Raw genomic sequence first — 12,095 nt, 5'->3', positions numbered from 1 at the left:
AGAAAGTTAGAAAGTTAGAAAGTTAGAAAGTTAGAAAGTTATCAGCGCACACTGATATTTAATCATTTCACGTCAACTATAAAAAACTAAGGCGTAACATATAGTTACGCCCCAATCTGACTTCGTCCATAATAAGGCATCCATACCTACGCCGAAGCTACCATTTTTATCTATCCCCTGAACGGGTATATATCCAAATACACCCTCACATTGCATCTATGCAATATCCTACACATCCTAGTGTTATCCTCTTTGCCTACCTGGCCGTCCTGCGTTTCCAAACGCTCCTATTACTTCCTGTAATATAATCCTTTGGGCTATCCTTATCATTAGCTCCGCTAATGTACTGCATCCTCGCAGTGTCCTAACTCATCCTTGCATCCGTGTTAACTTGTCCATTTGCTTCCTGCTAAGCATCTTGCTTAATTGCCATAATCCGTTTCCTTGGCAGCAGCTCATTCATTGAGTCTGTGTCGTCTTGACAAAGTAAAGTTTAAAGCAAAGTGGACTCAGCGGTAGTCATAAATAATAATAATTTTCATGTAACAAATTTGCAAAAAAAATTTTTTTACTATAAAACAGTTTGTTACGATGAAATCAATCATGATCACAGCGATATAAAAGGCTTAAGCGCACGATAATGTAAGATATCTCTCACAGTGACATTTCCATTATGGCGCTTTATCTTAAATCAATGCTGTTGAGCTGATTTAAATAGCAGTTCACCTTGTACATTGTTAAAAGTCAGTTGTTGTAAGTGCACAAAACCTTCACTGGCAAAAAACGCGGTATGTTTATCTTGGGTTACAAATACAGCCATACCCGATGCAGCTGGATTACCGCTAACTAAATCATTCAAGCCACGAAGTAGATGACGGCCGAGGCCTTCACCATGAAAATGAGGATCAACTGCAATAAAGGCTAAAAAATAGTAGTTTCCTTGTGCTGCGAGCGCATTACGGATCGTTTGCTCTTTCTCAATTAATTGATTTGTTTGCAAATAGCCAGCACTAAGCATTAACTTTAAACGCCAGTGCCAATAGCGCTGTGCTTGCAGCTGACTTGATGATTCGAATACACACGCAACCGCTTTTAAACGATCATTTTTATATAAACCAATCAGCGGCTGTTTTTCTTGCCAAAAAGTACTGAGCTCTTCACGGATCAGAGCACGTAATTTTTTTTCATAAACGGCTTTATTCGCCTCACTATAATTGAGCATTGGTTGCAATAGCGGATCATCATGATAAGCTTGATAGATTAAGCTCGCAGCAATACTAATGTCTTCTGCAGCAATATATTGAACTCGAAATGTCTCATTTTCAGTCTCAACTGTCATAGCTAGTCCTTTTTATTATTTTGATTTTTTGTACATCAATAACTATAGGTATATTCCTATCTGCGTTAAAAGGCAAATTCAGCGGGTGTTAAACTCTAACAACCCATCATAAAGTTCTATAACTGTTTTACTGTTACCATCAAGGAGCATGACATGGATACCACTAAACACGATATCAATACATTATTCAAACAACTCGGCTTACCAAGTTCAGAGGCTGAGATTGACACTTTCATTGCTGCTCATTCATTACCCGCCACAACATTATTACAAGACGCCCCTTTTTGGGATCAAGCACAACAACATTTTATTGCTGAATCATTAGCAGAAGATGGTGATTGGAGTGAAGTGATTGACGAACTGGATGTACGTTTACGTCAGCAGTAAAAGTATTTGGCTACGGCCAACCACCTGTTATTATACCCGGCGCAGCACATGTTAGTGCTATGCCTTACTTTAAAGAGTTTAAAAATCGAATGAATGCTGTTGTTTTTGATGCAATTAAAGCCCTTCTTGATGAAGGCAAAATTCCTACTGTAGCTTTAACTAAAAGTAAACTGACACAACCTATTCCATTGCCTGTTATTATTGCTGCTGTTAGCCAATATAAAAATAACCCTGATTCTATCCATAATTTAGCAAAACAACCTCAGCAAAAAAGTGAGACTATAGATAACTCTAGTCAACTTGATCGCATCGAAGCAAAACTAGACCGCTTACTAGCACTACTTGAAAAATAATAAATTAGAGATCCATCATGTTTGTTGTTGATTTAACGTTTGATTGTTACCAAGACACGACCCTTGAAAATGCCGAACAAGCGATAAACCGCTTAGTTAATGCACTGCGCTTTAATGGGCAAATAATGGGAGAAGAATTCCCAACAGTATTAAAAGATGGCTACTTTGTAACGCGTGTTATGTGTCCCACTGATGATGCAATGCACCCGCTCAACAACAGTCCATTTGTAAAACACAGCATTGATAAATTACATAGCGCTGGATTGCTGGCACCAAAAGTAAAAGTGATCGGCCAAGATATTCACTCTAATGATGCAGATGAGTGTCATGAGCCGTCCAGCTATATTTTATATACAACCTATGTGCATACATGTAGTCCGCTGTATTGCGGTGATGATTTTTTACCCGTTCCGTTGTTTAAAATACCCGCTATTGCCAATGGTGATTATAAAACTTTAATAAAATGGCAAGAAGACTGGCAAGCTTGCGACCAAATTCAAATTAATGGTGCAACACGTTGTGAATTTCCTGCGTTAGATGAAATATCAAACATTGATAGCGATCTTTCTCGTCGCGGTAAAGATATTGCCAAACGTGTTAGCTTTTTAACTAAAAAGCCAGTTTATTATTATTTGTATCGGGTTGGTGGCAAAGACAAAGCATCTGAGCTTGAACGTAAATGCCCAGGCTGTAATAACGATTGGAAGTTACCTGAATCATGGTTTGGCTTATTTGATTTTAGGTGTGAACCATGTGGTTTAGTGTCTAATATATCATGGGATTTTCAGTAATAAAAACAAAAGGGAACTGCAGTTCCCTTTTTTAGCATTGTTATATTTCAAGTGCTGCAATAAACTCTCCAAGATTAGCCGCTAAGGTATGATGCGGTTTCTTTCCGATATACTCCAAACATACTTCACCTGAAGAAATTAATACTGATACTAATAAGTCGTCTTGATCCGTTAGGCCTATAAATACCGTTGGCTCTTGCTTAAGCTTACGCTTCATCAATACATGCCCGGTTATATTTTGCTGCAGTAAATCGAAGTCATCTTCATTCCAAGCTTGCAGTAACTCCACGCTATGTTGGTTTATTTTGGCAGTAATTGCTCCTGCGAAAAACGCGCCATAATACTCATTCAGTGCTTGTGGAAACTCAACCTCAAGGGCTGCTGCTAAATCAGTTAAAGAGCCTGTAGGACTGCGACGCGTCGCCTGCCATTGGATCATACCATTTGCATCCGCACTGCCAACCTCACAAGGGCTTGACCAATCACTGTCGTGCTCAATACATGGTAATGAATCTGTTTGCTCTAACTGGCGCTGGGCAAATCGTTGATGAAGTTGTTCTAATTCTGTAGCAATACTCATACTGTGAAACTCATAAGCTTTAGGTATAATGGCACTATTGTAACTATAAAAGACGTAACATGACAGATTACAGCAATTCACCTGAACTAAAAGGCAGCGTACTTGGCCAATCAACCGAGTATGTAGATACCTACACACCGAGCTTATTGTTTCCGATCGCACGTAAACTTAACCGCGATGATTTAAATATTGATGAAAGTGCCTTACCCTTTAAGGGTCAAGATCTTTGGACTGGCTATGAGCTATCGTGGTTAAACGCAAAAGGTAAACCTGTGGTTGCCGTGGCCACCTTTGAATTTCCTTGTCAAAGTAGCCATATCATTGAATCAAAGTCTTTTAAGTTATATTTAAATAGCTTTAATCAAAGCCGTTTTGATTCAATTGATGACGTACAGGCTATTCTAACTGCGGATCTATCGACAGCAGTAGCAAAGCCCGTCAATGTTACTTTGTACAGCCCGAGTGATTATAACTGTTTACCCTGTACGCCGTTGCCTGGTGAGTGCATTGACGACTTAGACATTGAAATTAATAACTACCATTTACATGCTAACTCTTTACAAGCGGTCGCGACAAATACAGTGACTGAAACACTGCACAGTCACTTATTAAAATCTAATTGCTTGATCACCTCACAACCTGACTGGGCGAGTATTATTATTCGCTATACCGGTGAGCAAGTATGTAAAGAGTCTTTATTGCGGTATTTGATTTCTTTTCGTACTCATAATGAGTTTCATGAGCAATGTGTTGAGCGTATTTATTGTGACTTAATCACGCAATTGAAGATTACCAAGCTTGAAGTTTATGCCCGTTACACCCGACGTGGTGGCCTTGATATCAACCCATATCGATCCACAGATCACGATACAATACCATTTAACGTGAAAATAAACCGCCAATAATAGTCATTTTATTGTATAGAACCCCGAGCCCGCTCGGGGTTAATTTTCAACTCGCTAACTTTCTAGCTCACTAACTCTTTTAGTTGGTATTGACATACCGCATACATCAACATAATTAGGCGTTTCTACAAACCATGCTTCACTGCGATTTTGACGCGCTTTAATCAACATTTTAAAACTATTAGAATCTGTTTTTAGCACCTTAAATTGACTGCGGTCCTCTTTGCTTATATCAGCTAAAACTTGCAGATCCGTTATTGGATTAAATTTCTCTCCTGCTGTTTCTATGCGTGAGAGCAGATTAAAATGAGCCATGCCTTCTAGCACCCGGCCAAATACGGTAATATTTCTATCTAAGTAACGAGGTCCATGACCTAATGTGACATAAAACTCAGTGCCACCGCTGTTAATATCATTATCCCTTGCCATCGCAAATATACCGTTACAATGTACTTGCCAAGTTTGGGCTTGCGCTTCATTTTGTGCCACTGCAAAGCCATTTAAAAACCCCGTGATTGCAGCGTAACCATCTTCTCTATCCAGTTCGGTAATTTTAAGTGCCGTTTTAGTCGCTAAATAAAACTCAGCAGGTACTGCTTTACTTGCAGTGTTAATTACTTTTTTACCACTGGCATCACCGCCTTGGGCTACAAAACCTTCCACAAAACGGTAAACACTCAAACCTCGATAAAAGCCTTCACGAGCAAGTTTTTTTATATTCTGTGTGTGTTTTGGTGCAAGTAATGGATTAAGTTCAATATACGCCGCGCCCGAAGGTAGAGTAATTTTAATGATATTATCAGTATCTACCATTCGCCATTCTGATGCGCTGACATTACTCATTACGCCACTGACTGTTGGTTGTTCAACCGTGTTTGCCACGCTTGTTTGACTCAAGATTAACGCAACCGCAGCTAAGCATGATTTTTTCAACATATCCCACAACTTTTTTTATTATTAGTGGTGCTACATTATTGGGTTAAGGTTTTTTTATCAAGCCAAAATTGTTGTTGCTGAATCGGCGCACTGCGCGGCAACAAGGGATTAATGAGCTCAATAATTCGACGATTTTTTAAATTAGCTTGCGCAATAGCTGCGGCAAAATACTGATAAAATAACGCATCAAAAGATCCATCAGCGATCGCAGCCAATAGTCCATCTTGAAGGAGTTTATGTAATGTTTCATTATTATTTGCGACAAAAAAGTACACTGCGGATGGGTAACGAATAGCAATATGCTGATCGTGAATAACATCATTGCCGTAATTTTTCGACACATCAAATATATCGTACGCAAGTGCATCAATATGCCCAGTACGAAGCATTTCTATTGGCTTAGCCCCCATGCCATACCTTAGCGTAGATAACTCATTGCGTTCGAAAATAGCTGAGTCAGGCCAATCTTGCCTTAACCCAAATAGAAATGAACGCAACTGTCCTGAATGCGTAACTTCTGCAAACATATTTTTGTTACTAACATGCACTAAAGGAATACGATAACCCAGTAAACCTTTATCTATGGGGATCAAAATGGCTTTGGCTTGTTTTTCCCATTTCGCGCTTGTTACCCCCCAAAACACATCAATACCATTTTTATCGCCTAACAAGCGTATTGCTCTGGTTTGCGATGGAATACTAGGTACTTCAACTGGCACAATAGTGATAGCAGACTTACTTAATACCAGTGCGAGTAACTCAGCAGAATAAGGATGGCTGCCTGCCGAGTAACGTACACTTAATTGCGTATTAGCGTACCCACTAAAAGAACACAATAAGTAAACTAACATTAGTTTTCTCAACGTATCATTACCACTAATCTAAATCGAATTTATAAAGAATATCAACATTTTGATACAGGCCACTGGTGATTTCAATGTATAACTGCGACAGTAACTGATAGCGTACTGCCACTTCACTGAGGGAGTCAAAAATCCCCACACTGTATTTCACTTGAATGCCTGGCGCAACGTAACCCGAAATTTCAACTTTGGTCTCTTCGCCGCTCCCCTTAGAGCTCAAACTCACATCAGATAAACCAAACGTTTCACCAACTTTAGAAACCATTCCTTCACTACGGCTCACCCCTTGTGCTAGCAACAACTGAGTTAACATCGCATCGGTTGAGCTATCACCTTCACCTAGTGGTTGACCATTTAACAAGTAAGCGAGTGATTGTGCTTGATCCATTGCTGGTTCAGAGAACACTTTGAATACAGGCTGATCGATATTGCCTGTTAAAGTGATCCCGGCAATAACATCATTAGCAGTATTGTCTGGATTACGGATCGCTTTAATATTTAAGTACGGCTTATCAATTGGGCCACTAAAACCAATTTGCCCGGTACGAATTATCAAATCTTGACCAAATGAACGATATGTACCTTGTCGTAAGTTCAATTCACCGGTGGTGATCATTGGCGTTTGTTGATCCATTTTAATCGCTAAATCACCTTCAATTTTTGACTCCAGACCAAAAGATTTTATACGCACATCGTTTTCAACAATTAGCTTTAAGTTTATATCGTAATCAAAAGGCACAGCTTGCGTTTGCTTGGTCTGCTTATCAATAATAATCTCATCATCACTGACTCGCACAGCGCCTTCTGGTAACTCTTCTATTTCTATTCGACCATACGGGACAACCACTTGCCCTGCTAGTTTAAAAGCATTATCAACTAAACTTATTTTTAGGTCTGGGGAGATCTTAAAAATCACTCCTTGCTGCGCACGCACGTAAAACTGCTCACCAAGTACCGCTAAGTTAACTGCAGGCTGAGTTCCTTGCCAATCAATATCACCGATCAGTGCTAATTCACCGCCTTCAGCATCTTTTAACTTCCCTTCCAAGGTGGCTTTGGTTTTATCAAATGCGATACTAATATTTGAATCCACAATCGCAACTGGAAGTTGCTCGCCTTGTAAATTCACGTCGGAAATCTCAAGTTCACCATTTAACAATGGCGCACTGAGCGTGCCAGCTAACGCAATTTGCCCGCTAATACTGCCTTTTAATTGCTCTAGAGTACCCATAAAAGGCTGTAAATCGGTTAATAAAATCTTATCAATCATAAGTTGACCACGAAGCAATTGCTGACCAGTTAAATCTTCAGTATTGAGATCAGCACTGATATCACCAATCACACTAGAGCTTAGACGAGCCTGCAATTGTGCATTTTGTTGATCTGCGGTGGCGTTAAGCGAAAATGTTTCTATTGGTAAACGATAGCGTTTATCTTCATTTATAAGCGTGGTCGCTAAATCATGTGAGCTAATTACTGCTGTTAAAGTTTGTAATTGAGTGTTTTGCCAATTCGCATTTAGTTGGCCGTTCAAGCCCCCTTCGGTAATAATATTCTCAGGTAATAAATGTTTTATCTCAGCTAGATCAAAATTATCCAGTTGCGCTTTAAACTGGCCTTGTTGGTTAGTTTGGCTAAGCTGCTCAACGCAAAGTTTGCTATTGTCACTTTGCCAGCAATGTTGCTGCACCGAAAAATCACCATTGTCGATGTTAAATTCAATTGCAACCGCCGGTTGTGCGCTAACGCGAATAACATTATCAGTAAGCATTACATCACTGACATGGCCTTGCCATAATTGATTAGTAAATTTACCAGCAACTTCAAATTGAGCTTCTCCGTCAGCGGCATCTAAATTAAATTGCAATTGATGATCAGCTTTATCGCCTGCTGCTGCAATAGTAAAACTGTTGATATGACGACCAGATACACTCGCATCTGTGAGCTTTAAACTCACATTGGTTTGCCAATCAGCGGCATAATTAAAGTCGGTCTTGAGCGCTAGATGTTCAATCGCAATATCAGCAAAGCTTAAATGACTGATGCCAACATCTAGATTGACTATCGGCTCCAACCGTTGCCCAGTTATAGCAAGCTTACCTTCACCAACACCGGTAAATTCGAGTTCATTTTGCTGCGCTTTATTTAAATGTAACAGCCCTTTAATATTCCACTGCTTAGTAATATCACCAGATAATGTGAGTTTATTCTCACCACTGGCAAGCTCAAACTTGTCAATGCTTGCATACAGTGAGTTATTTAAATCAAAGTCTGAGGCTAAGCTAAATGGTATATCGTTCAGCGTACCAGCTAGCTGAGTATTGGTCATTTTCAGCTGCCATTGCTGCTGCTCAGCACTGAAAACACCGTTAAATTGCCCTGAAAGATCACTTGTTAGCGCATCTGTTAGGTACTGGGCTTTCAAATGAGTTAATTGCCCTGAAAACTCACTATGGATACCTTCATCCCAACGCGCAGACGCTGTAATAGTGGCTTTACTCTCGTTCGCTAACAATGACAAGTCATCGACGTGGATCTGGGTTAGGCCACCTTTAAGAGAGGACTTTAACTGTACCTTAGGGTATGCCGCCAACTGACTTTGTGCTATTAGCTGTAACTTATAATCATCAGCATTACCTTTGCCAGTTAACTGCACATCACTAATCTCTAAAGCGTTGTTATCTACTTCAAGCTGCCACTGAGTAATATTTGCATTGACTGAAAAAGGAAAGTTTATCGTTTTTAAATCTGCGTTTATTTTTGCACTTAGCGGATATTGCCCTTGGGTGATTACATCTAGTTGCAAATCGTGTAAATCACCATCCACAGCCAAACTGAGCTGATGCTCTGGATTGTTAAGAGTTATTTTTGCCGTAACAGGCGTATCATCAACTAAGGTTGCTTTCAATTGGCTACTCAAATGCCATTGCAAATAATCAGCACTGAATGAAGGTAATATCAGTTGGCTTTTTGCAATTGAGAAAGCACCTTTAATATCTGTAATTTCATGACTTTGCTCACCTTGTACAATCGTTACTTTCGATACCAATAATTGCTCAAGTGTTGCTGCAAGCGGCGAGCTAAAATGGATGTCAGGTAACGCCGCAAGTGCAGTTAGTGGTTCGCTAGGAGGTGATTGAGTCTCTTTGAGCAGCACATCAACTTGAGCAATTGAGAGTGAGTTTAACGTCACAAGGGATTGCTCTGCCGAGGCTGACAGCGCAAATTTTGTCACTGTGACATCAGCGCTGGGATGAGCAAGCTTAAACGATGCAATTGCGATACGTTTAATCGAAATTGCTATCGGTAAACTGATCTCATCAGTACTACTGGCAACTGGCTGCTCTGGAACAGTCGCTTCATCATCAGCTAAATTTTGTGAAATATCGGGCAATATCAGTGCCATACTCTGCGCACTAATATTTTCGATGCAAATACCTTCACATCCCCACCAATATAGGTCGAGTTTTAGGTTTTTAGCATTAAAATCTAAGCCATCTTGTTGAAACTGCACATCAAATGAATCGTTATATAAAAAACGGCCATTGTTAATATCTATGTGTAAGCCATCAACTAGTTTATTTGCAGTATAGGCAATCAGCTGATTACCTGGTGCTGTAAATAATAAACAAAATACCAGCACGAATACCGAGGCGAGAAACACTGTGAGTACAGTGATGATTTTTTTCATTCTTGACATTAAATTTCAGGCCCTATGGTAATACTTAATCGTGTACTTTTACTTTCTTTAGTGAGTCCCCACGCGTGATCAATTCTCACAGGGCCTACTGGTGTTAAATAACGAATACCCAACCCAGCTCCCACTTCGACACGATCAGTAAAGTCATTGGTCGCTGTACCGCTGTCTACAAATAAGGCTGCTCGCCAACTCTCTGCAAATTGATAATTATATTCAACAGTACCTGTAATTAGATATTTACCACCAATCAAACGACCGGCTTCATCTTCAGGTGATATTGATTGATATGCAAAACCACGTACGCTTTGATCACCACCAGCATAAAAACGCAGTGAAAATGGTACGTTATCAATATCATCGACTAGCATTGCACCAATATTTGCTTTTAAAAAAATCAGATGTCGGTCAAGGTATGTTTGCAACCAAGCATTTTGTATCTGCATTCTGACGATATTTGTGGTTGAAAACATGTCCTTTAAGCCAAACTCTGCCGACAATAACCATTGATATCCTGATAATGGCGTTGTGCCTCCCTCTGTGACTTTTTTTGCGTAACTGAGCCCGGGCATTAACATTTTTGAGCTTTGCTCTGCATCACCAATTCGGTATATTTCTCGATCGCGGCGTAAAAAGGCAGTACGAACCCAATTATCATCAGTCAACCATTGGCGTTGTAGTTGTCCAGTAAGGATTTTACTGTAAACGTCGTTAGTTAACTCATCTTCTAACTTGTAACCGACAGAAAAACGCCATAAATCATCATTTGGATCATCAACAGGAACTGTGTAACCAAGTGAAATATCTTGTTGGCGCTGCGACACATTTAAGTTGCTTTCAAGGTAGTGGCCATTTTCAGTGAGCCAAGGTTTGGACCATTTAAAACGCACTTTTGGACCAAGATCTGTACTGTAACCGCCACCTATTTCATAACTGTTGGCAGGTCGATGTAGTACGTCAACCCTAATAGGTACTTGCTTATTCGCACGATTAGCAATATCAGCGTAAACACGCACACTGGCAAAATAAGGTGTGGTTGAAAGTGCTAAGTTATACTCAGAAACCAAGGTTGCTTTATAAGCTTCACCTTGCTTAAATTTTGCAATTGAACGAATGTATTTCTCTGCTCGGGTTTCTTCACCTAAAACTAACTCACCAAATTGGTAGCGAATACCGGTGTCGATCGTTAAAATCACTTCAGCACTGTTATTCTTTAATGAAATTGCGAGTTGATGTGCTTGCCATTTAACATCAAAATATCCTAACTCAAGCAATTGTCCTTCAATTTTTTTACGCGCCGCGTCATAATTGCTGTGATTTAAAATATCTCCTTGCTTTAAATTAATACTAATGATGCTTTGCTTGAGAAGAGGGTCATCTTTACCATCACCTTGAACAGTGATACGTACATCTGCAATTCGTGTTACAGGTCCGCGCTCAATGGTAGCGACTAAGGTTTGTGTTTCATTATTATATTTTAACTTAATGGTCGGTTTATAATAACCGAGTGCTTTTAAGCTAATCGCCACTTGTTTTTTTGCATGACTTAACAAAGTGCTGGTTACTTTTTCACCATCTAGTTGTTTTAAGTACAGCGCAACGTTTTTTTCAAGATCGCCCTTTATACCATTAATTTCATAACTAGTTACCACTTGCGAAGCTGCAAATACATGAAATGAAAACAACAAAAATAAACCAACCGCAAAGCGAGTTAATATCCAACTAGGCAAGTAATTTCCTTACTTAAAAAAATTTACCGATAATGATTGAAATAGTACCATATTGAAGTGACTTCACGCAGTAACTCAAATGTGAAAATTAGTACGCTTATGTGCTTTATTTTGGTTACAATAGTCGATACTAATTTGAAATAATTTTATTGAGTTTTTAAATGCACTTTCCTGATGATGACAATGGCCAACTTTTAGCTGAAATCGCCGCTGCGGGTATAGATTTGGCGCAGATGCACAAAATTGATTTCTATATTTTATTTGAGCAAAAAGTAGATGCCGAAAAGTTTGCCACCGCGATAGCCGAAGATGAACTCTCCCCTGCCACCGAATTAGTGCAATGCACAGACACGGGTATTTGGGAAGTGGTAACTCAGGTCGAGATGGTGCCAGATCACACTTTACTTGGCCAAACAGAGCAATATTTAGAAAGTATTGCAAATGGCTATAACGGTTATGGTGATGGCTGGGGATTAATGGATGGCGACGACGCCTAAATCTAAAATCAGTTAAG

Annotated in this window: 11 protein-coding genes; 5 read left to right on the top strand and 6 right to left on the bottom strand. The window is 39.6% G+C overall.

The window, feature by feature from the left end; translation table 11 throughout:
- Nucleotides 1-691: 691 nt before the first annotated feature.
- Entirely contained in the window at nucleotides 692-1,339 is a 648-nt protein-coding gene (locus H5203_RS17020) for a GNAT family N-acetyltransferase (protein WP_145241634.1), read from the bottom strand.
- 153 nt (nucleotides 1,340-1,492) lie between these two features.
- Here H5203_RS17020 and H5203_RS17015 point away from each other — a divergent pair, with 153 nt between their 5' ends.
- The 3 genes from H5203_RS17015 to H5203_RS17005 all read left to right on the top strand — a co-directional run bounded on the left by H5203_RS17015 (nucleotide 1,493) and on the right by H5203_RS17005 (nucleotide 2,870).
- Entirely contained in the window at nucleotides 1,493-1,726 is a 234-nt protein-coding gene (locus H5203_RS17015; RefSeq protein WP_145241632.1) for a DUF2789 domain-containing protein, read from the top strand.
- 89 nt (nucleotides 1,727-1,815) lie between these two features.
- Complete coding sequence (locus H5203_RS17010; RefSeq protein ID WP_145241630.1) at nucleotides 1,816-2,079, top strand: hypothetical protein; 264 nt, start codon at nucleotides 1,816-1,818, stop codon at nucleotides 2,077-2,079.
- A 17-nt stretch (nucleotides 2,080-2,096) separates the two neighbouring features.
- Nucleotides 2,097-2,870 carry a Zn-ribbon-containing protein gene (locus tag H5203_RS17005; protein ID WP_145241628.1) on the top strand — a complete coding sequence of 258 codons (774 nt, stop codon included), beginning with the start codon at nucleotides 2,097-2,099 and terminating at the stop codon, nucleotides 2,868-2,870.
- 40 nt (nucleotides 2,871-2,910) lie between these two features.
- Here the strand turns inward: H5203_RS17005 and syd are convergent, their stop codons facing one another.
- The gene (gene syd / locus H5203_RS17000; RefSeq protein WP_145241626.1) at nucleotides 2,911-3,450 is read right to left on the bottom strand and encodes a SecY-interacting protein; all 540 of its coding nucleotides are present in this window, start codon (nucleotides 3,448-3,450) and stop codon (nucleotides 2,911-2,913) included.
- 59 nt (nucleotides 3,451-3,509) lie between these two features.
- On the opposite strand from syd, the gene queF reads away from it, so the two are divergent.
- On the top strand, nucleotides 3,510-4,355 hold the full coding sequence (gene queF, locus H5203_RS16995) for an NADPH-dependent 7-cyano-7-deazaguanine reductase QueF (protein ID WP_145241624.1): 846 nt from the start codon (nucleotides 3,510-3,512) through the stop codon (nucleotides 4,353-4,355).
- A 54-nt stretch (nucleotides 4,356-4,409) separates the two neighbouring features.
- Here the strand turns inward: queF and H5203_RS16990 are convergent, their stop codons facing one another.
- The 4 genes from H5203_RS16990 to H5203_RS16975 are packed head-to-tail and all read right to left on the bottom strand — an operon-like array spanning nucleotide 4,410 to nucleotide 11,539.
- Nucleotides 4,410-5,291, bottom strand: coding sequence for a peptidylprolyl isomerase (locus H5203_RS16990; protein ID WP_145241622.1), 882 nt, complete (start codon nucleotides 5,289-5,291; stop codon nucleotides 4,410-4,412).
- Between the two features lie 35 nt (nucleotides 5,292-5,326).
- A complete protein-coding gene (locus H5203_RS16985) occupies nucleotides 5,327-6,142 on the bottom strand; it encodes an amino acid ABC transporter substrate-binding protein (RefSeq protein WP_145241620.1) in 816 nt (271 codons plus the stop codon).
- A 25-nt stretch (nucleotides 6,143-6,167) separates the two neighbouring features.
- Nucleotides 6,168-9,854, bottom strand: a complete 3,687-nt coding sequence (locus tag H5203_RS16980; RefSeq protein WP_145241618.1) for a translocation/assembly module TamB domain-containing protein — start codon at nucleotides 9,852-9,854, stop codon at nucleotides 6,168-6,170.
- Nucleotides 9,854-11,539 (bottom strand): autotransporter assembly complex family protein, encoded by a 1,686-nt coding sequence (locus tag H5203_RS16975; RefSeq protein WP_259401968.1) that lies wholly within the window; start codon nucleotides 11,537-11,539, stop codon nucleotides 9,854-9,856. The genes H5203_RS16980 and H5203_RS16975 overlap by 1 nt, the downstream gene beginning before the upstream one ends.
- Nucleotides 11,540-11,742: 203 nt before the next feature.
- Here H5203_RS16975 and H5203_RS16970 point away from each other — a divergent pair, with 203 nt between their 5' ends.
- Nucleotides 11,743-12,078, top strand: a complete 336-nt coding sequence (locus tag H5203_RS16970) for a ribonuclease E inhibitor RraB (protein WP_182731907.1) — start codon at nucleotides 11,743-11,745, stop codon at nucleotides 12,076-12,078.
- Nucleotides 12,079-12,095: the final 17 nt, after the last annotated feature.

The sequence above is a fragment of the Pseudoalteromonas sp. SG41-1 genome (assembly GCF_014164575.1).
GTDB classification, from domain to species: Bacteria; Pseudomonadota; Gammaproteobacteria; order Enterobacterales; family Alteromonadaceae; genus Pseudoalteromonas; species Pseudoalteromonas rhizosphaerae.
Note: the sequence above shows the minus strand (reverse complement) of the source record. Positions and strands in the feature narration are given on the sequence as shown.

Coding starts and splice junctions, on each gene's coding strand:
- H5203_RS17020 (WP_145241634.1), bottom strand. CDS start 1,339: ATGACAGTTGAGACTGAAAATGAGACATTTCGAGTTCAATATATTGCT.
- H5203_RS17015 (WP_145241632.1), top strand. CDS start 1,493: ATGGATACCACTAAACACGATATCAATACATTATTCAAACAACTCGGC.
- H5203_RS17010 (WP_145241630.1), top strand. CDS start 1,816: ATGAATGCTGTTGTTTTTGATGCAATTAAAGCCCTTCTTGATGAAGGC.
- H5203_RS17005 (WP_145241628.1), top strand. CDS start 2,097: ATGTTTGTTGTTGATTTAACGTTTGATTGTTACCAAGACACGACCCTT.
- syd (WP_145241626.1), bottom strand. CDS start 3,450: ATGAGTATTGCTACAGAATTAGAACAACTTCATCAACGATTTGCCCAG.
- queF (WP_145241624.1), top strand. CDS start 3,510: ATGACAGATTACAGCAATTCACCTGAACTAAAAGGCAGCGTACTTGGC.
- H5203_RS16990 (WP_145241622.1), bottom strand. CDS start 5,291: ATGTTGAAAAAATCATGCTTAGCTGCGGTTGCGTTAATCTTGAGTCAA.
- H5203_RS16985 (WP_145241620.1), bottom strand. CDS start 6,142: ATGTTAGTTTACTTATTGTGTTCTTTTAGTGGGTACGCTAATACGCAA.
- H5203_RS16980 (WP_145241618.1), bottom strand. CDS start 9,854: ATGTCAAGAATGAAAAAAATCATCACTGTACTCACAGTGTTTCTCGCC.
- H5203_RS16970 (WP_182731907.1), top strand. CDS start 11,743: ATGCACTTTCCTGATGATGACAATGGCCAACTTTTAGCTGAAATCGCC.